At 64.0% G+C, this 18,418-nt stretch carries 16 protein-coding genes; 11 read left to right on the forward strand and 5 right to left on the reverse strand.

Annotated features, from left to right (window positions below; translation table 11 throughout):
* Positions 1-65 precede the first annotated feature (65 nt).
* From VC352_RS12780 to VC352_RS12790, 3 genes are all read left to right on the forward strand, one after another.
* Positions 66-1,637 carry a SulP family inorganic anion transporter gene (locus tag VC352_RS12780; RefSeq protein ID WP_322979935.1) on the forward strand — a complete coding sequence of 524 codons (1,572 nt, stop codon included), beginning with the start codon at positions 66-68 and terminating at the stop codon, positions 1,635-1,637.
* A 61-nt stretch (positions 1,638-1,698) separates the two neighbouring features.
* A complete protein-coding gene (locus VC352_RS12785) occupies positions 1,699-2,289 on the forward strand; it encodes a MarC family protein (RefSeq protein WP_322979936.1) in 591 nt (196 codons plus the stop codon).
* Complete coding sequence (locus VC352_RS12790; RefSeq protein WP_322979937.1) at positions 2,286-3,065, forward strand: N-acetylmuramoyl-L-alanine amidase; 780 nt, start codon at positions 2,286-2,288, stop codon at positions 3,063-3,065. Before VC352_RS12785 ends, VC352_RS12790 begins: the two co-directional genes overlap by 4 nt.
* Here VC352_RS12790 and VC352_RS12795 read toward each other — a convergent pair.
* Positions 3,062-3,454: a response regulator gene (locus VC352_RS12795; protein WP_322979938.1), complete on the reverse strand. Its 393-nt coding sequence runs from the start codon at positions 3,452-3,454 to the stop codon at positions 3,062-3,064. The two genes, VC352_RS12790 and VC352_RS12795, sit on opposite strands and share 4 nt — an antisense overlap.
* A 145-nt stretch (positions 3,455-3,599) precedes the next feature.
* Between VC352_RS12795 and VC352_RS12800 the strand changes: the two genes are divergently transcribed.
* The 6 genes from VC352_RS12800 (at position 3,600) to VC352_RS12825 (ending at position 10,345) form a co-directional block, all read left to right on the forward strand.
* Complete coding sequence (locus tag VC352_RS12800; protein ID WP_322980122.1) at positions 3,600-7,076, forward strand: response regulator; 3,477 nt, start codon at positions 3,600-3,602, stop codon at positions 7,074-7,076.
* The gene (locus VC352_RS12805; protein WP_322979939.1) at positions 7,076-7,885 is read left to right on the forward strand and encodes a protein-glutamate O-methyltransferase CheR; all 810 of its coding nucleotides are present in this window, start codon (positions 7,076-7,078) and stop codon (positions 7,883-7,885) included. The genes VC352_RS12800 and VC352_RS12805 overlap by 1 nt, the downstream gene beginning before the upstream one ends.
* Entirely contained in the window at positions 7,882-8,493 is a 612-nt protein-coding gene (locus VC352_RS12810; RefSeq protein WP_322979940.1) for a chemotaxis protein CheB, read from the forward strand. Before VC352_RS12805 ends, VC352_RS12810 begins: the two co-directional genes overlap by 4 nt.
* The gene (locus VC352_RS12815; protein ID WP_322979941.1) at positions 8,487-9,674 is read left to right on the forward strand and encodes an ATP-binding protein; all 1,188 of its coding nucleotides are present in this window, start codon (positions 8,487-8,489) and stop codon (positions 9,672-9,674) included. The genes VC352_RS12810 and VC352_RS12815 overlap by 7 nt, the downstream gene beginning before the upstream one ends.
* A gap of 173 nt (positions 9,675-9,847) precedes the next feature.
* Positions 9,848-10,141 (forward strand): hypothetical protein, encoded by a 294-nt coding sequence (locus VC352_RS12820; RefSeq protein ID WP_322979942.1) that lies wholly within the window; start codon positions 9,848-9,850, stop codon positions 10,139-10,141.
* A gap of 18 nt (positions 10,142-10,159) precedes the next feature.
* Positions 10,160-10,345 (forward strand): PA3371 family protein, encoded by a 186-nt coding sequence (locus VC352_RS12825; RefSeq protein WP_322979943.1) that lies wholly within the window; start codon positions 10,160-10,162, stop codon positions 10,343-10,345.
* Positions 10,346-10,412: 67 nt separating this feature from the next.
* Here VC352_RS12825 and VC352_RS12830 read toward each other — a convergent pair whose 3' ends face one another.
* Together VC352_RS12830 and algB are read right to left on the reverse strand one after the other, a co-directional pair.
* Entirely contained in the window at positions 10,413-12,209 is a 1,797-nt protein-coding gene (locus VC352_RS12830) for an ATP-binding protein (RefSeq protein ID WP_322979944.1), read from the reverse strand.
* Between the two features lie 13 nt (positions 12,210-12,222).
* Entirely contained in the window at positions 12,223-13,575 is a 1,353-nt protein-coding gene (gene algB / locus VC352_RS12835) for a sigma-54-dependent response regulator transcription factor AlgB (RefSeq protein ID WP_322979945.1), read from the reverse strand.
* Between the two features lie 211 nt (positions 13,576-13,786).
* Between algB and VC352_RS12840 the strand changes: the two genes are divergently transcribed.
* Positions 13,787-14,617 carry a BON domain-containing protein gene (locus VC352_RS12840; RefSeq protein WP_322979946.1) on the forward strand — a complete coding sequence of 277 codons (831 nt, stop codon included), beginning with the start codon at positions 13,787-13,789 and terminating at the stop codon, positions 14,615-14,617.
* 67 nt (positions 14,618-14,684) lie between these two features.
* Complete coding sequence (locus VC352_RS12845) at positions 14,685-15,119, forward strand: PA2169 family four-helix-bundle protein (RefSeq protein ID WP_322979947.1); 435 nt, start codon at positions 14,685-14,687, stop codon at positions 15,117-15,119.
* A 1,621-nt stretch (positions 15,120-16,740) separates the two neighbouring features.
* Here VC352_RS12845 and VC352_RS12850 read toward each other — a convergent pair.
* Together VC352_RS12850 and VC352_RS12855 are read right to left on the reverse strand one after the other, a co-directional pair.
* A complete protein-coding gene (locus VC352_RS12850; RefSeq protein WP_322979948.1) occupies positions 16,741-17,259 on the reverse strand; it encodes a hypothetical protein in 519 nt (172 codons plus the stop codon).
* Between the two features lie 251 nt (positions 17,260-17,510).
* Positions 17,511-18,416, reverse strand: a complete 906-nt coding sequence (locus VC352_RS12855) for a LysR substrate-binding domain-containing protein (protein ID WP_322979949.1) — start codon at positions 18,414-18,416, stop codon at positions 17,511-17,513.
* Between the last annotated feature and the right edge of the window lie 2 nt (positions 18,417-18,418).

Here is an 18,418-nt window from a genome sequence, read left to right on the forward strand (position 1 = left end):
CGCCAGCGGCGGCCTGGCCATGTCGTTTACACTTCACGCTTCTGGACGAAACCAACTCGCCAACGATGCCGCTACCCGACCTTCAGACCCTGTTGCCTTTCCTGCGCTGGCTGCCCGGTATTCGCCGCAGCACCCTCGGCAACGACCTGCTGGTGGGTCTGACCGGCGCCATCCTGGCCCTGCCACAATCGCTGGCCTATGCGCTGATCGCCGGATTGCCGGCCGAATACGGTCTGTACGCGGCCATCGTGCCGGTGATCATCGCCTGCCTGTGGGGTTCGTCCTGGCACCTGATCTGTGGGCCGACGGCGGCCATTTCCATCGTCCTGTTCACCAGCGTCAGCCCCATGGCCAAGGTCGGCAGCGAAGAGTTCATCGCCCTGGTGCTGCTGCTGACCTTCCTCGCCGGACTGTTCCAGTGGCTGCTCGGCCTGCTGCGCTTCGGCGCCCTGGTGAACTTCGTCTCGCAGTCGGTGGTGCTCGGTTTCACCCTCGGTGCGGCGCTGGTCATCGCCATCGGCCAGGTGCCCAACCTGCTCGGCGTCGAGGTGCCGAGCCAGGCCACGGCGCTGAGCAGCCTGTTGCAGATCGGTCGTCATCTGCCGGAGACACACTGGCCGAGCCTGGCACTTGCCGCCTTCACCCTGCTGCTGAGCCTGGCCGTGCGCCGGCTCTGGCCGAAGGCACCGGCGCTGCTGATCGGCCTGGTCGGTGGCAGCCTGCTGGCCTGGCTGCTGCCGGCGCGTTACGCCGAGCAGATCGCCCTGGTAGCGTCCTTCGCCGGCAACCTGCCGCCACTGACCGCACTGCATTTCGACCTCGATGACGTGCTGCGCCTGCTGCCCGCAGCGGTGGCCTGCGGCATGCTCGGGCTGGTCACCAGCCTGTCCATCGCCCGCGCCCTGGCGGTGAAGTCGCACCAGTTCCTCGACGCCAATCAGGAAGTGCGCGCCCAGGGCCTGTCCAACATCATCGGCCCGTGGTTTTCCGGCTCGCTGTCGGCCGGCTCCTTCACACGCTCGGCGCTGAACCTGCAAGCCGGCGCGCGTACACCGCTGGCCGGGATGTTCTCGGCGCTGCTGGTGGCCCTGTTCGCCCTGTTCGGCGCGGCGTTGCTGGCGCATATCCCGCTGCCGGTGATGGCCGCCGGCATCCTGCTGATCTGCTGGGGGCTGGTGGATCTGCCAGCGATCCGTGCGCTGCGCCGGGTCAGCCACGCCGAGTTCGTGGTGATGCTGCTGACCTTTGCCGCCACCCTGGTGCTGGAGCTGCAAACGGCGATCTATGCCGGCGTGCTGGCCTCGCTGTTCTTCTACCTCAAGCGCACCTCGCAGCCGCGCGTGCGCCTGTGGCAGGACGGCGACGACGAGGTGCTGCGCGTCGAAGGCTCGATCTTCTTCGGCGCCTGCCACTACATCCAGCAACTGCTGCAGAACAGCCACGCCCCGCGTGTGGTGATCGATGCCCGGCACATCAACTTCATCGACTATGCCGGCGTCGAGATGCTGCACCAGGAAGCGCGGCGCCTGCAGGTGCTGCAACGCCAGCTGGTACTGCGTCAGGCGCGGCCGCAAGTGGTGGAGGAAATCCTCAAGCTCGAAGGCGCCGAGCGCTGCCCACTGGTCTTCGAGGACTGAGCCCCTCGCTTCAAGCCTTGGCCACCTCTAGACTACGCAGCCTCGTTCACCGGAGGCCGCCATGGACATCTTCAGCATCGCCGTACTGATCTTTCTGGTCACCGACCCGTTCGGCAACATCGCCATCTACATCGCCGCGCTGAAGAACGTCGAGCCGCGCCGCCGGCTGTGGGTCGCCGCCCGCGAGCTGCTGTTCGCCCTCGGCCTGTTGCTGCTGTTTCTCACCTTTGGTGACAAATTCCTCACCGGGCTTGGCCTGTCGCGGGAGGCGACCGCGATTGCCGGCGGTATCATCCTATTCGTCATCGCCATGCGCCTGATCTTCCCCAGCCCGCAGGGCCTGCTCGGCGACGTGCCGGACGGCGAGCCGATGCTGGTGCCGCTGGCCACGCCGGCGGTGGCCGGGCCTTCGGCACTCGCGGTGCTGATGACCTTGCGCAACACCCACACCGGGCCGATCTGGGAGCTGTACCTGGCCCTGATCCTGGCCTGGGCGGCGACGGCATTCATCCTGTTGCAGGCTTCGTTCCTGCAGCGTTTTCTCGGTAACCGCGGGTTGATGGCGGTGGAGCGACTGATGGGCATGCTGCTGATCATGCTCAGCGTCGACATGCTGCTGGACAACCTGCAAAGCGTATTCAGTCACCTATGAAGTTTTTCTGCCTTGCCCTGTGTTTCTTTCTGCTCGCCGGCTGCGGCGGCCTGCGCATCGACGACAGCCACACCGCCGTCGGCCAGAACAGCCGCGTGCAGTACGTGGTGCTGCACTACACCTCCGCCGATCTGGCGCGCTCGCTGGATCTGCTGACCACCACCGACGTCAGCAGCCACTACCTGATCGGCGACCGGCCGGCGACGCTCTATCGCCTGGTCGATGAAAACCGCCGCGCCTGGCATGCCGGGGTCAGCGAGTGGCAGGGGCGCACCTGGCTGAATGCCTCGACCATCGGCATCGAGCTGGTCAACCAGGGCTATTACGACACGCCCAAGGGCCGCTATTGGCAGCCCTTCGCACCGCAGCAGATCGACGTGCTGGTGGCCCTGCTCAAGGACATCGTGCGCCGTCACCAACTACCGTTGGGCTCGATCATCGGCCACAGCGATATCGCGCCACAGCGCAAGGTCGATCCGGGCCCGCTGTTCCCCTGGAAGCGCCTGGCCGACGAGGGCCTGATTCCCTGGCCGGACGAAGCACAGGTGGCGCGCCAGCAGGCACTGTTCGCCGTCAGCCTGCCTAGCGTCGAGTGGTTCCAGGAGCAACTGGCGCGTCAGGGCTACACGGTGCCGCGCAACGGCGAGCTGGACGAAGCCACGCGCAATGTCATCGCCGCCTTCCAGATGAAATACCGCCCCGCCAACTACGACGGCCAGCCGGATGCGGAAACCGCCGCGCGCCTGCTGGTGCTCAACCAGCAGGCAGCCGGTTAGGCGCCAGTCAGCTCGCTCAGCCGCGCGGCCAGCAGTTTCAGGTCGTAGGGTTTGACGATGCTGGCGGTGGCCGCGCTGTCGCGGGCGCGCACCTCTTCGAGCAATTCACGCTCGTCATAACCGCTGGCGAACAACACCGGCAGGCTCGGCCGCAGCTGGCGTGCGGCCTCGACCAGTTCGCGGCCGTCCATGCCGGGCAGGCCGATGTCGCTCATCAGCAGATCGACCGGCTGATCGCTGCGCAGCACCTGCAGCGCGGCGGTGCCATCGCGCAGCGCCTGCACACGGTAGCCGAACGCCTGCAGCACCTCCGCAGTCAAGGTACGAACGACGTCGTCGTCCTCGACCAGCACGATGGTCTTCATGGCGGCGGAGTCGGTCTGAGTCATGAGGTTCTCGGATTATGCGCGCAAGATGGCTAAATGTTTGGCAAACTTCGGCGTCTGCAAGCGGTCAGTGTGCCACAGGCCTCCCCCTCACGATAAGCAGCGAGACAATCATCGAATGGACGTCCCAGTGTCGAATGAGTCCGCCATGGACGAGGCCGGTTTTCGCCGCATCCTCAATCGCAACGTCAGCCTGCCGCTCGGCCTGGGGCTGGTCGGTGCACTGTTCTTCGCCCTGGTGGTCGGCTACCTGCTCAACGCGATTCGCTGGGTCGAGCACTCGGATGAGGTGCTCAATCGCGCCGGCGAGATCTACAAGCTGACGCTGGACATGGAAACCGGCATGCGCGGTTTCCTGCTCAGTGGCAAGGATGACTACCTAGCGCCCTACGAACAGGCACGGGGCAAGTTCAAACCCTTGAGCGAGCAGCTCAGCGAGATCGTTATCGACAACCCCACGCAGGTGCAGCGCCTCGAGCGCGTGCGCGCCCTGCAGGAGCAGTGGGAGTCGTTCGCCCAGGAAGTGATCGGCAGTCGCCGCGCCGGCACCAGCTTCATCGGCGAGGTCAGCGGCGGGCGTGGCAAGAACCTCATGGATGGCATACGCCGCGAGCTGGACACCTTCATCAACAGCGAGCGTGAGCTGCGCCAACTGCGCAATACCGAGGTACGTGATACCAGCACCTGGGGAGCGGGCGTCTATCTGGTGATCAGCATCCTGTTCAGCGGCCTGCTGGCGCTGTTCGGCCGGCGCGAGCTGCTCAATCTCTCCCAGACCTATTCGCGTGCCATGAGCGTGCAGGGCGAATACGCCGAAGAGCAGCGCCGACGCGCCTGGCTCGGCGATGGCCAGACCCAGTTGGCGGAGCGTCTGCTCGGCCAACCCCAGGTTCGGGAACTGGCCGACCGCTCGCTGGAATTTCTCGCCGACTACCTGGGCTGCGTGGTGGCGGCGCTGTATCTACGCGATGCCCAGACCGGCGACCTGCAGCGCGTGGCCGGCTACGGCTTCAGCGAGGAGGCTGGCGTCAAGGCGCATTTCTACCGTGGCGAAGGGCTGGTCGGGCAAGCCGCGCGCGGCCGCCGAGTGGTCTATCTGGACGACCTGCCGGCCGACTACATCAAGGTTGCATCGAGCCTCGGCGACGGGCAGCCGACCAGCGTCGCGCTGGTTCCGCTGCAGTCCGAGGAACGGGTCAACGGCGTGATCGAGCTGGCCTTCCTTCGCCCGCTGACGCCGCGCGAGCGCGAGTTTCTCGAGGCCATCGCCAGCAACGTCGGCATGGCCCTGGAGGCGGCACGCTATCGCCAGCGTCTGCAGGAAGTGCTGGGCGAAACCCAGCAGCTCAACGAGGAGCTGCAGACCCAGCAGGAAGAGCTGCGCGCCGCCAACGAGGAGCTGGAACAACAAGCTCGCGTGCTCAAGGAATCCCAGGCCCATCTGGAAACCCAGCAGGCCGAACTGGAACAGACCAACGAGAAACTCGCCGAGCAGGCACAGACTCTCGCCGACCAGCGCGACGAGCTGGATCAGCGCAACACCACCCTGGGCCGCATCCAGACGCAACTGGAAGAGCGCGCCGAGGAACTGCAGCGCGCCAGCCGCTACAAGTCGGAATTCCTCGCCAACATGAGCCACGAGCTGCGCACGCCGCTCAACAGCTCGCTGATCCTGGCCAAGCTGCTGGCGGAGAACGGCAAGGGCAACCTCGACGAGGAACAGATCAAGTTCGCCGAGTCGATCTACTCGGCCGGCAATGACCTGCTCAACCTGATCAACGACATCCTCGACATCGCCAAGGTCGAGGCTGGCAAGCTGGAGGTGCGCCCCGAACGCACCCCGCTGGCGAGCATGCTCGAAAGCCTGCGCGATGTGTTCGCGCCGCTGTCGCGCGAGCGCGGCCTGAGCTTCGTGATCGAAGAGCAGGACGACCTGCCCGCGGTGCTGTTCACCGACCGCCAGCGCGCTGAACAGATCCTGCGCAACCTGCTGTCCAACGCCTTCAAGTTCACCGACCGTGGCGGGGTGACCCTCAGCGTGTCGCGTCACGATGAGCAGACCCTAGCCTTCGCCGTGCGCGACAGCGGCATCGGCATCGCCCCGGATCAGCAGGAAGCGATCTTCCAGGCCTTCCGCCAGGCCGACGGCACCACCAACCGCCGCTACGGCGGCACCGGCCTGGGCCTGTCCATCTCGCGTGATCTGGCCGGGCTGCTCGGCGGTTCCATCAGCCTGCACAGCGTACCGGGCGAGGGCAGCACCTTCACCCTGCTGCTGCCCGAACGGCTGGTCGAAGGCGGCAGCGCGCCCAAACCGGCAGCGCAGGCACCCAGCCCCGCAGCCGCGCCGATTGCGCCAGCCGCCGCGCCCACCTTGCCAGCAGCACCCCGCCAGCCGGCGCCGTTCGCCGATGATCGCGAGCAGCTCAGCGAGCGCAGTGGTCGCCGCGTGCTGGTGATCGAGGACGAGGTGCGCTTCGCGCGCATCCTCTTCGATCTGGCCCATGAACTGGGCTATGCCTGCCTGGTCGCCACCTGCGCCGACGAAGGCCTGGAGCTGGCGCGGCAGTACCGCCCGGACGCCATCCTGCTCGACATGCGCCTGCCGGATGGCTCCGGCCTCAGCGTGCTGCAGCGCCTCAAGGACGACGCGCAGACCCGGCATATCCCGGTGCACGTGGTGTCGGTGGAAGACCAGAGCGAAGCGGCCCTGCACCTGGGCGCAGTCGGCTACGCGCTCAAGCCCACCAGCCGCGACCAGCTCAAGGAGGTGTTCGGCAAGCTCGAAGCCAAGCTCAACCAGCAGGTCAAACGCGTGCTGCTGGTCGAGGATGATCCGCTGCAGCGCGACAGCGTGGCCCGCCTGATCGGCGACGAAGACATCGAGATCACCGCCGTGGCCCTGGCCGGCGAAGCGCTGGAGAAGCTGCGCACCACCGTCTTCGACTGCATGATCATCGACCTCAAGCTGCCCGACATGCAGGGCAACGAGCTGCTGCGGCGCATGGCCGAGGAGGACATCTGCTCCTTCCCGCCGGTGATCGTCTACACCGGGCGCAACCTGACTCGCGACGAGGAAGCCGAGCTGCTCAAGTATTCGCGCTCGATCATCATCAAGGGCGCGCGCTCACCGGAACGCCTGCTCGACGAAGTCACCCTGTTCCTGCACAAGGTCGAGGCCGAGCTGTCCAGCGAGCACCAGAAGATGCTCAAGACCGCGCGCAGCCGCGACAAGCTGTTCGAGGGGCGGCGCCTGCTGCTGGTGGACGATGACGTGCGCAACATCTTCGCCCTGTCCAGCGCGCTGGAGCAGAAGGGCGCGTCGGTGGAAGTTGCGCGTAATGGTCATGAGGCGCTGGCCAAGCTGCGCGAGCATGACGACATCGACCTGGTGCTGATGGACGTGATGATGCCGGAAATGGACGGCTACGAAGCCACCCGGCAGATCCGCCAGCAGGCACGCTGGAAGAACCTGCCGATCATCGCCGTGACCGCCAAGGCGATGAAGGACGACCAGGAGCGCTGCCGCGAGGCTGGCGCCAACGACTACCTGGCCAAGCCCATCGACCTGGATCGCCTGTTCTCCCTGATCCGCGTGTGGATGCCCAAACTGGAGCGTCTGTGATGCCGGACGAGATCGAGCTGCGCCTGCTGATCGAAGCGATCTACCTGCGCTACAGCTACGACTTTCGCGACTACTCCAAGGCCTCGCTGAAACGCCGCGTGCGCCAGGCCCAGGCACAACTGGACTGCCCGACCATCTCGGCGCTGCAGGAGCGCATCCTGCACGAGCCGCAGGCCTTCATGCAGTTGCTGCAGTTCCTCACCATCCCCGTCAGCGAGATGTTCCGCGACCCCAGCTATTTCCTCGCTCTGCGCGAACAGGTGGTGCCACTGCTGCACACCTACCCGTCGCTGAAGATCTGGGTGGCCGGCTGCAGCACCGGCGAAGAGGTGTATTCCCTGGCCATTCTGCTGCACGAGGAAGGCCTGCTGGAGCGCACCATGATCTATGCCACCGACATCAACCCGCACTCACTGGAGAAGGCCGAGCAGGGCATCTTCGCCCTCGACCATCTGCGTGCCTACACCGAGAACTACCAGCTCTCGGGCGGCAAGCGGGCGTTTTCCGACTATTACTCGGCGGCCTATGACCGCGTGTTGTTCGACAAGTCGCTACGCGCCAACGTGACCTTCGCCGACCACAGCCTGGCCACCGACAGCGTGTTCGCCGAAACCCACCTGGTGTCGTGCCGCAACGTGCTGATCTACTTCAACCGCGATCTGCAGGATCGCGCCCTCGGCCTGTTCCACGAATCGCTCTGCCACCGTGGCTTCCTCGGCCTGGGCAGCAAGGAGAGTCTGGATTTCTCCGCTTATGCACAGCAGTTCGAGGCGGTGTCGCGCCCCGAACGGATCTTCCGCAAGCGATGAGCGGCCCACGCATGCAACTGCGCGGCCTGAACCGACCGGCGCTGCAGGCACTGCTGATCGGTGCCTCGGCCGGTGGCGTGGAAGCGCTGCTGCAGCTGCTCGAAGACCTGCCGCAGGGCTATCGGCTGCCGGTGGTGTGCCTGCTGCACGTGCCGGATCGCAACGACAGCCTGCTGGCTGACCTGCTCGGTCGGCGCCTGCGGCTGCCGGTCAAGGAAGCCGAGGACAAGGAATACCTGCGCGGCGGCGTGGTCTACGTGGCGCCCGCCGGTTATCACCTGTCCATCGAGGGCGACCACAGTTTTTCCCTCAGCCGCGAGGAGCCTCGGCATTTCTCCCGGCCGTCGATCGACATTCTTTTCGAATCCGCCGCCGATGCCTATGGCGCAGCCCTGGCCGCCGCCCTGCTCACCGGTGCCAACGAGGACGGCGCCGCCGGTTTGCTGGCCATCCAGCAGGCCGGTGGCCTGACCCTGGTGCAAGAGCCCGGCGACGCCCAGGTACCCACCATGCCGGAGGCCGCGCTGGCGTTGCTTCAACCGGACTTTCTCCTGCCCCTTGCCAGCCTGCGCGTGCTGCTGGCCGAACTGGATACACCGCCATGCTGAGAAAGATCGAAGCCAAGGTGCTGCTGGTCGACGACCTGCCGGAAAACCTGCTGGCCCTGCGCTCGCTGATCCAGACCGAGGATCGCAGCATCTTCCAGGCCAGCAGCGCCGACGAAGCGCTGTCGCTGCTGCTCGAACATGAATTCGCCCTGGCCATCCTCGACGTGAAGATGCCGGGCATGAACGGCTTCGAGCTGGCCGAGCTGATGCGCGGTACGGCAAAGACCAAGCGCATTCCGATCATCTTCGTCAGCGCCGTCGGCCGTGACATGGACTACGCCTTCCGTGGCTACGAAAGCGGCGCGGTGGACTTCCTGCACAAGCCGCTGTCGCCCTTCGAGGTGCGCAGCAAGGTGGCGATGTTCGTCGAGCTGTACCGCCACCGTAAGGCGCTGAGCCAGCAGTTGGAGGCGGTCGAGGCGGCACGTCGCGAGCAGGAGGCGCTGCTCGGCGAACTGCGCGAAACCCAGGCCGAGCTGCAGAAGGCCGTGCAGATGCGCGACACCTTCATGTCCATCGTCTCTCACGAGCTGCGCACACCGCTCAACGGCCTGATTCTCGACGCCCAGTTGCGCAAGATGCGCCTGGAGCAAGGCCGCGAAGACGCCTTCACCCCTGACAAGCTGGCCGAGATGATCGCCCGTGACGAACGGCAGATTCGCAGCCTCAGCCGCCTGATCGACGACATGCTGGATGTCTCGCGCATCCGTACCGGCAAGCTCTCGGTGCGCCCGCAGCCGGGCGACCTCGGCGTGCTCGCCGGCAACGTCGTGGAAAACCTCAGCGCGCAGTTCACCAGCAGCGGCAACCAGATCGACTTGCAGGTCGATGGCCCCGCCCCGGTACTGATGGACGAGTTCCGTATCGAGCAGGTACTGGCCAACCTGCTGACCAACGCGCTGCGCTATGGCGAGGGCAAACCCGTCGGGGTGCGCGTATCCAGCGACGCTGATGGCGTGCGCGTAGATGTACGCGATCAGGGCCTGGGCATTTCCGCAACGGATCAGCAGCGGGTGTTCGAACAGTTCGAGCGTGTCTCTACGGCCAACGCTCCGCAGGGCCTGGGCCTGGGCCTGTTCATCAGCGAACAGATCGTCCAGGCCCATGGCGGGCGCATCGAGCTGAGCAGCCAGCTCGGTGAGGGCTCCTGCTTCAGCGTCGTGCTGCCCCGGCATGAGTGATCGTGCAAATTGCACGTGTCGCAATTCATGCATCTTGCAAAGCGCATGATCGCGGCTGCGCGATGAAAGTTTAAGTTATTGATTTATAAGGATTTCATAGAAATAAAAAGTTGGTATGAGCGCTGCAATATCAGTCCCGTAAGCCCCGACTGAGCGACTGATGGAGAAGCGTCATGCACACGATTGGACTGAGCCTGTTCTGCGCCGCTGCATTGCTGACCAGCGGGGTTTACGCCAGCGACTTCAGCGATTCGGCAGGCGCTAGTGCCAAGACCGCCGACCTCATCCTTTCCCCCACCCTGGACAACGGTGCTCGCGTCAGCGCTCAGCCGCAGGCTGTCGCTGAGCGTCGTCAACCGGCCAACCTCGACGACAGCCGCTGGGTACGTGTCTCGAGCCAGGGCCAAAGCGGCTATGCCAGTCGCGAAGCGCGCCTCGCCGACAAGAGCCCACGCTGGGTGTTCTGACCGACAAGGAGTCCCGACATGTCTCGAAGTGCCATCGTCCTGCTGCTCATGACCCTCGCCAGCCTGGCCGTGCTGTGGCTGAATCCCGGCCTGCACGCACCGCTCGCCCTGACCCTGAAATGCGCCAGCGCGGTGTTCGGCGTGGGATTCCTCGGTGCGCTGATGGCGGGCCGGCGTTTCAAGTTCGACCCGGTGCTGCGCTAGGCCCAGCCTGGTCAGTCGTACCCTGCAAAACGCCGCGAAAATCGCGGCGTTTTGCTGCCCGCCGCATTCACACCGGCAAACTGCAGCAGAAGCGGGCGCCTTCACCTGGCCGCGACTGCACCTCCAGCCGGCCGCCATGCAGCTCGGCGATCTCCCGCGCCAGCGCCAGGCCGAGGCCAACGCCGCCCTTGCGCCGGCTGACCTGCACGAAGGGCTCGAAAATGCGCGCCTGCTGGCCGAAGGGGATGCCCTCGCCTTGATCCTGCACGGTGACGATGACCTGCTCGCCCTGGCGACAGGCCTGCAGCTCGACCTGGCCGCCCCCGTCGCTGTGGCGCAGGGCGTTGCTGACCAGGTTATCGAGCAGGCGCTGCACCTGGCCGGCGTCGAGATTGAGCGGCGGCAGCGGCGCCTGGATCGCGCAGGCCAGGGTCACCTCGCGCTCGCCGGCCTCATCGGCGAAGCGTTCGCGGGTCTGCTCGATCATCGCCGCCAGGTCGCACGGGTTGCGTTGCAGGGTCTTCAGGCCGTTCTGGTAGCGGGAGAAATCCAGCAGGTCATCGATCAGGCGAACCAGCCGGTGCATTTCCTCGTCGACGGTGCGCATCAGATCCTGCTCGCGGCCCCCCTCCGGCAACGACAGACGCTCACGCAAGAGGCTGAAGGCCATGTGCATGCCGGTAATCGGCGTGCGCAGCTCATGCGAGGCGCGCAGGACGAATTCGTTGCGCACGCGCTCGAAGGTGCGCTGTTCGGTGACGTCGCGCAGCACCATCACCGCGCCCACGCTGCCGCCTTCGCGCAGTTGCACCGGGGTCAGCGCCCAGGCCAGCAGACGCACCTCGCCATCGCCCTCGATACGCAGGTCGGCCGGCTGCTCGCACAGCAGTTCGCCGGCCAGCACCTGGTGCAGCGCCTCGTCCACCGCGTGGTTGGGCAACAGTAGGCCAATAGGTTGCGCGAGCACCGCATCGTTCCAGGACAGCTGACGCTGCGCCACCGGGTTGGCGTGTTCGATGCGGCCCTGGGCATCGAGGATGACCAGGCCATCGTCGATGCTGTCGAGCACCGCTTTCAGGCGTCCTTCGCTGCTGAGCAACTGGTTGAGGTTGCTCGAATGGTACTGGCGCAAGGCTTCGGTCATCAGGCCGAAGCGGCGGCTCAGTACCGCCAGCTCGAACACCGGCGACACCGGCAGCACCACGTCGTAGCGCCCCTGGCCGACCCGGTCGGCGGCGCGCGCCAGCAGGTCGATGGGCGCACCGAAACGCCGCGCGATGCCGTTGGCGGTGAGCACGCCGATGGCCAAGACCGACAGGCCGATGAAAGCCAGCAGGGCAGCGATCAGTTGCGAGCGCTCACCGGCCTGTTGTTCGGCTCCGCTGATCGTGTTTACGACCCGGTTCTGCTCGTCCAGCAGGTGATTGCGCAGCTTCACGAAGGCATCGGTAAAAGGCTGGTAAGCCCCAAGATTGTGCGGTGTCTGGCCGGCAGGCGTGCCCTGGGCGGCGGCGCTCTCCATGGCGTCATGGAGCTTCTGCGCCTCCTCCAGCCCGCTCACGTAACGTTCGCCCAGCTCCGCTTCGCTGCCCTTGGCCAGCGCCGCACGGAAGGCCTGGCGCACCTCGGCCAGACGCTGCGCATCCGGGTTCTGCGCGATCAGCAGCAACAGTTCGTCGCCCAGGTGCTGGCGCAGTTGCTGGCCAAGTTGCACGGCACTGAAACCACGCTGGATCAGCTCGCTCTGGCTGCGCGCCATCTGCGTGACGCTCAACAGCCCGACCAGCAGTCCCAGCAGCGCCACGGTGATCAGCGCGGAGATGCTGAGGAACAAGCGGGTGCGAAGCTTCATCGACAGCTTCATGGAAACCCCACGCTCAAAGGTTGTACTGCTTACGCTTGCGATAGAGGGTCGAAGCGTCGATGCCCAGGGTCTTGGCAGCCATGTCCAGGGTGTTGCTGCTGGCCAGCACGGCGGCGATGTGTGCCTTCTCCAGCTCCTCCAGGCTCATCGGCGCGCCCACGCGCACGGCGCTGCTCGGTGCTTCCGTGCCACCACCGAGGCCCAGGTGGGCGACTTCCACCGTCTCCTGCTGGCAGATGATGCTGGCGCGCTCGATGACGTTGCGCAGTTCGCGGATGTTGCCCGGCCAGTGGTAGGCCTGCAGCGCAGCCACGGCCTCGGCGCTGAAGGCGCAGGCCGGACGGCCGTAGTCGCTGACGAAACGGGCGAGAAAGCGCTCGGCCAGCGACATCACATCCTCGTGACGCTCGCGCAGCGGCGGCAGCTTGAGAGTGATGACGTTGAGGCGGTAAAGCAGGTCTTCGCGGAAACGCCCCTCACGCACCATCTCGTCGAGATCCAGGTTGGTGGCGGCGACGATGCGCACGTCGGCGCGGCGGGTGACCGGGTCGCCCACGCGCTCGTATTCCTTGTCCTGAATGAAGCGCAGCAGCTTGGGCTGCAGGGCGAGCGGGAAGTCACCGATCTCGTCGAGGAACAGGGTGCCGCCATCGGCCTGGCTGACCCGGCCCTGGGTGCTCTCGCTGGCGCCGGTGAAGGAGCCCTTGGCATGGCCGAACAGCTCGCTCTCCATCAGCTCGGCGGTCAGCGACGGGCAGTTGATGGTCACGCAGGTGCGCTTGGCGCGGCGGCTCCAGCCATGGATGGCGCGCGCCAGCTCACCCTTGCCGGTGCCGGACTCACCGAGAATGAGGATGTTGGCGTCGGTCGCCGCCACCTGCCGCGCGGTCTCCAGCACGCTCATCAACACCGGGCTGTGGCTGTCGAGCTGCGCGCCTTTTTCACGGACTTCGCCTTCCAGCGCCTCCAGGCGCGCCGCCAGTTGGCGCACCTCCAACTGCTTGGCGGCGGCCATGCGCAGTTGTTCCGGACTGCAGGGCTTGACCAGGTAATCGGCGGCGCCAGCCTGCATGGCGTCCACGGCGGTATCCACGGCGGAATAGGCGGTGACGATCACCACGCGCATCCAAGGCGCCTGCGCGCGCATCTGCGCCAGCACGTCCAGGCCGCTGTCGTCGCCCAGGCGCAGGTCGAGGAAGCACAGGTCGAAGACCTGACGCTGCAGCAGCGCCTCGGCCTGGGCCGCGCTGCTGGCGCCGGCCACTTCATAGCCTTCATCTTCCAGGCAGTAGCGGAACGTGCGCAGGATCGCGGCCTCATCGTCCACCAGCAGGATGCGCCCGCCGATCTGTGCTGAATCTGCCATGGTCATGCTCCGTCTTATAGGTGTGATGCAGCTTAGTTAGGGAAAAACCGTGCAAGTTGCAATACAGGTAGAAATTGATCCTGCAGGCTGCATGCAGGCAGATTGCCTCTCAAAACTCTATCTTTCTGTTTTTTAAGGGTTTTTATCTTATTTTTCGTCTGGCATGGCGGTTGCGTTAGGAAAAATATCTTTCTCGCACAGGAGCCAGTCCATGCCCCGCGTCCCTTCTCTGCTGTCGGCCCTCACTCTGGCCATGCTGATCGGCGGCACGCCGCTGGTCGCTCACGCCGCGGAAACCGAGCTGGAGCAGCAACTGGTGTCCGCCCGCCAGGAAGGTTCGATCTGGACGGCCTTTGCCCTCAACCGCCACCTCAACCCATTCAAGCTGTCGATCGATGTGAAGGATGGTCGCGCCACCCTCAACGGTCGCGTCGAGAGCGACGTGCAGAAGGATCTGGCCGAACAGGTGGCGCTGAGCGTCGAGGGCATCGACTCGGTGGATAACCGCATCGAGGTCGACTCCGCCATTGCCGAAGGCAATCCCCCGGGCCTGGTGCAACACCTGGAAGACGCCACCCTGGCTGCCACGGTGAAATCCAAGCTGCTGTGGAACAGCAACACCCGCGGCCTGGACATCCAGGTGCGCAGCGAGAACGGCGCCATCACCCTCAGCGGCAACGCCCAGACCTCAGCGGCCAAGGAGCTGGCCGGGCAGCTCGCGGAAAACACCGAAGGCGTGAGCCAGGTCTTCAACCACCTGAGCATCAGCAGCGCCGACAGCAGCAGTAGCGAAGTGCAGACCGCCGTCGAGGAGGCGCGCGAGAACATCAGCGATGGCTGGATCACCAGCAAGGTCAAGGCCAGCTTCCTCTACAGCCGCAACCTCGACGGCCTGAACATCGAGGTCAATACCCAGGACGGCCTGGTCACCCTGCGCGGCAAGGTGTTGAGCAACGCCGAGAAACGCCTGGCCATGGACATCGCCCGCAACATCCGTGGCGTACGCGGTGTGGACGCCGACGCCCTGCTGGTCAACAGCTGATCCCCCCCGGTGGCGGCGACCTTCGCGGCCACCTTTCCTGCAAGTCCCATAGCCAAGGAGAACCTCCATGAGCAGCAAGACCGCACAACTCAACGAACTCATCGAAATCACCCGTGACGGCAAGCGCTTCTACCAGCATGCCCACGAGGAAGTGCAGGACATCCGCCTGCAGGCGCTGTTTCGCGACATGGTGCGCGCCAAGACCGAAGTGATCGACGCCCTGACCGTCAAGGTCGCCGCCAACCAGACTGAACCGGCCAGCGGCGGTACCCTGATGGGCAAGCTGCGCCAGGTCTACGCCGACACCCGCGCGACCCTGGCCAAGGATGAAGACGCCACCTACGTCGCCCAGCTGGAGGAAGCCGAAGACCGCATCCTGCACGCTTTCGAAGACGCCCTGGAAAGCGCCGAGGAAGATGTGCGCGTACTGCTGGCAGTGGAAATGCCCAAGGTACGCGCCTGCCATGACCGCATGCGCGCGCTGAAGCAGGAAATGAACTGAGCCATCGGCCAGTACCGAGCCCGCTGCGCCTGGCGTAGCGGGCTTTTTTGTGGCCGCAGGTCAGCACGAGCGGTGGCTTCACATGCAAAAGCTCGCGGCTAAAGCCCCTCCTACGGTGTCTGCATGGGGGTTGTGGGAGGGGCTTTAGCCGCGACAGTCCCTGCCTAGCGAGGCACTTGGATGTTTGCGCCGCGTGGCAGCTCTACAAGACCGTCGGATGGGTAGAGCAGCGCGAAACCCATCATCCGGCAGCCCGGGCTTCGCTGCGCTCTACCCAGGCTACGTACTGGCAAGTTTGTATGTCGGTTGCTCCGGTGCTCGTTCTGGCTTGCCGCGTTTTTGTTGATGTCTTTGGTTTCGCCCTCCCGGGCGAGTAACTTTTGCGGGCAAAAGTCACCAAAACCCTCCGCCCGATCATCCGGCCCTGGCTGCGCCAGGGTTCGCTCACTCCATCGCCGTTCCAGAGGCCCGACCGGATGCGGCCCACCGACGGTGGGCCATCCCTGGCCCATCGCGGCTCTCGGCTTTGGCATCCTGCGTCGCTCTACCTCCTGCGTCCATGCAGTCGTCGCGACATCCATGTCGCTCAACCTCTTCCACGACGATTCCGTTCGCCCTCCTAGGCGGGCTCTGCACGCGCCTGAACCCACGGTTATTCCCTGAGACTCTGGCTCGAATAGGAGGCGGCCGTAGGGCTGGACTCAGGAGCGCCAACGAACAGTCCGCCGGGCAATGCCAACCTTGGAACCACAACCTACATCCAGCACTCCCAACGGAGTACTGCTTCCGAGCGGCCGGCGTCCCGGTACGCCACGAATACTTCACAGTCGACAGAACACGGCAGGCACCCATGGCATACCTGTCCGTTCAGGCGCGCGAATGGCCCCCTTCAGGAGGGTGAGTGGAGTCGTTGTGGAGAGGGTTGAGCGGCATGGATGCCGCGAGAGCTGCGATGGGCCAGGGATGGCCCTTCGCAGCGTGCCCTCGGAGCAACGATGGAGCGAACGAACTCCGGCGCAGCCGGAGCCGGATGATGGGGCAAAGACTTTTTGCTTTCTTTTGTGGCGTTTGACAAAAGAAAGTCGCCGGGAGGCGAAACGGGAGCTATCAGCAGAACACCGATAAACAGTCTGCGTGCCATAAAACCGAAAGCGCTCCCTATTTGGCTCTGAAGTAACGATAGAGGTCTTGTGCCTTTTTATAGCCGTAAAAGGCCAGAACGCCAATCATGACTAAAGTTATGACTGGCCCAATAGCGTTCACGCCAGTCATCAATGAGAGATACAAGGAAGAGATAATGGATAAAGCCAAATAGCTAGATAGATGTTTATTTCGTACCGATAGAAACACAGGCACTGCACATAGCAAGAACATATGGAATACGACTTTGAGAAAAATCTCTGCAATCAGCTTTGCGGGGATTGACCCAAGCTGTGCTTGAGAAATTAGGATTAATGCCTGGTATGAGAGGTAATTAACCCCGACAGCGAATGCAACACTAATGCACAGTATAGGTAGAATCTTTTTCAACGTGGCATTCATAGTGGTAAGGCTAATTCCTATAACCGTTTGATTAGAGACCGAATTTTATACCGTCCCAGTGAGCAAGCGATTTGAATAGTTAGATTATTGGCGAATTTTCATTAAGGAAGTCGTTGTACGCCATCTGCAGGACTTCGTCCGTAAATCCGTGTTTCTCTCGAATTGGCTTGATTAAAAATTCCAGTTCGGAGTCCGTGCTCTCAAACTGCTCGCGCGCACGAGAAAGCTCACCAATCATTTGTTCTCTTCCTTTACAGGAGAGAAAGAGATGAATGCGATCTTTGAAGTAGTGATGCGCTAAGAAGTTACGAAGCTTTAGGCTTTCTGCAAGCTTGGATTCAAGCTCGGTGGTAATTGGGAATGTGGCCTTCAGGGTTCTGATCATTTTCCCCAGTGTCTTCTCAAAATGGCCGTCCATGAACGTGTCAAAAAGCGCCGCCCACTCTTCTTTTGATCTTATCGTTCTTACCTTGTTTGGAATTAGATCGCAGTAAACCAAGGCATTAACTATTCCATGCTCTAAGACTTGGGCTTGGTATATTGCCAGCCCGAAATAAGCGTAAACTTCTTTGTGGTGCAGGTCTTCGTTCATAGGCATGGTGAAATCTAAAATTTATTAGATAGAAGGCGACAATAATCCGATAATAGAGCCTTCCACATAACTCCGCACCTACATCATAACCACCATGAAAAATCTCCATCAAATCCAAGCGTTATCTACTAGCCGCTGATATCTGAGCGTACTCGCTTGACCGCGTCGTTCGCCCTCTCGATCAGGAATGCATAGTAAGCCCAGTCAAAACACCACCGAAGCACTCCCCGTTGGAGCAACTCACCAACAGCCAACACTCACCCCCCAACCGCCCCTGCCTCCAACTTACGCCAGAGCAAACGCACCGCTGCCTTGCGCACCAGCGCGCAACGGTACAGGCGGATTTCCAGCGGGATCTGCCAGTGCTCGCCGCCGCAGATGGCCAGTTCGCCCCGTGCCAGTTCGGCGGTGACCGACAGGCGCGGCACCCACGCCACGCCCATGCCCTGCAGCGCCATGCTCTTAAGGCTGTCGGCCATGGCGGTTTCGTACACCGTGGTCGAACGCAGCACGCGCTGGCGCAGCAGCAGGTTCACCGAGCGACCGAGGAAGGCCCCGGCGCTGTAGGCCAGCAGCGGGATGGCCTGGCCGCTGTCGAGGTCGAACAGCGGCGTGCCATCCTCGCCGGTGGCGCACACCGGCAGCATGGCGGTGGTGCCCAGGTGCAGCGAGGGGAAGATCTGCGGATCCATCTGCAGCGCGGCATCCGGGTCGTAGTAGGCGAGGATCAGGTCGCAGGCGCCCTCGCGCAGGGAGTGCACTGCCTCGCCGACGTTGGTCGCCACCAGGCGCGTGTTGAGCGGCAGGCCGTCGCGGCGTAGGCCGGCGATCCATTGCGGGAAGAAGCCGAGGGTCAGCGAGTGCGCGGCAGCGATCTGCAGCACTTCGCCCTGCTGGCCTTCGAGGTGGTGCAGGTGGCGCACCACCTCGCCAAGTTGCTCGACCAGGCTGCGCGCGGTGACGAGAAACAGCTTGCCGGACTCGGTCAGCTCGATGGGCGTGCAGGAACGGTCGACCAGAGTCAGACCGAGCATGCCCTCCAGGCTGCGGATGCGCCGGCTGAACGCTGGCTGGGTGACGAAGCGCTTCTCGGCGGCCTGGGAGAAGCTGCGCGTGGCGGCCAGGGTGACGAAGTCTTCCAGCCATTTGGTTTCCAGGTTCATTG

Source organism: Pseudomonas sp. C11, assembly GCF_034683865.1.
Taxonomy (GTDB): domain Bacteria; phylum Pseudomonadota; class Gammaproteobacteria; order Pseudomonadales; family Pseudomonadaceae; genus Aquipseudomonas.

Coding starts and splice junctions, on each gene's coding strand:
- VC352_RS12855 (WP_322979949.1), bottom strand. CDS start 18,416: ATGAACCTGGAAACCAAATGGCTGGAAGACTTCGTCACCCTGGCCGCC.
- VC352_RS12790 (WP_322979937.1), top strand. CDS start 2,286: ATGAAGTTTTTCTGCCTTGCCCTGTGTTTCTTTCTGCTCGCCGGCTGC.
- VC352_RS12785 (WP_322979936.1), top strand. CDS start 1,699: ATGGACATCTTCAGCATCGCCGTACTGATCTTTCTGGTCACCGACCCG.
- VC352_RS12810 (WP_322979940.1), top strand. CDS start 7,882: ATGAGCGGCCCACGCATGCAACTGCGCGGCCTGAACCGACCGGCGCTG.
- VC352_RS12840 (WP_322979946.1), top strand. CDS start 13,787: ATGCCCCGCGTCCCTTCTCTGCTGTCGGCCCTCACTCTGGCCATGCTG.
- VC352_RS12845 (WP_322979947.1), top strand. CDS start 14,685: ATGAGCAGCAAGACCGCACAACTCAACGAACTCATCGAAATCACCCGT.
- VC352_RS12820 (WP_322979942.1), top strand. CDS start 9,848: ATGCACACGATTGGACTGAGCCTGTTCTGCGCCGCTGCATTGCTGACC.
- VC352_RS12800 (WP_322980122.1), top strand. CDS start 3,600: ATGGACGAGGCCGGTTTTCGCCGCATCCTCAATCGCAACGTCAGCCTG.
- VC352_RS12795 (WP_322979938.1), bottom strand. CDS start 3,454: ATGACTCAGACCGACTCCGCCGCCATGAAGACCATCGTGCTGGTCGAG.
- VC352_RS12815 (WP_322979941.1), top strand. CDS start 8,487: ATGCTGAGAAAGATCGAAGCCAAGGTGCTGCTGGTCGACGACCTGCCG.
- algB (WP_322979945.1), bottom strand. CDS start 13,575: ATGGCAGATTCAGCACAGATCGGCGGGCGCATCCTGCTGGTGGACGAT.
- VC352_RS12830 (WP_322979944.1), bottom strand. CDS start 12,209: ATGAAGCTGTCGATGAAGCTTCGCACCCGCTTGTTCCTCAGCATCTCC.
- VC352_RS12825 (WP_322979943.1), top strand. CDS start 10,160: ATGTCTCGAAGTGCCATCGTCCTGCTGCTCATGACCCTCGCCAGCCTG.
- VC352_RS12850 (WP_322979948.1), bottom strand. CDS start 17,259: ATGCCTATGAACGAAGACCTGCACCACAAAGAAGTTTACGCTTATTTC.
- VC352_RS12780 (WP_322979935.1), top strand. CDS start 66: ATGCCGCTACCCGACCTTCAGACCCTGTTGCCTTTCCTGCGCTGGCTG.
- VC352_RS12805 (WP_322979939.1), top strand. CDS start 7,076: ATGCCGGACGAGATCGAGCTGCGCCTGCTGATCGAAGCGATCTACCTG.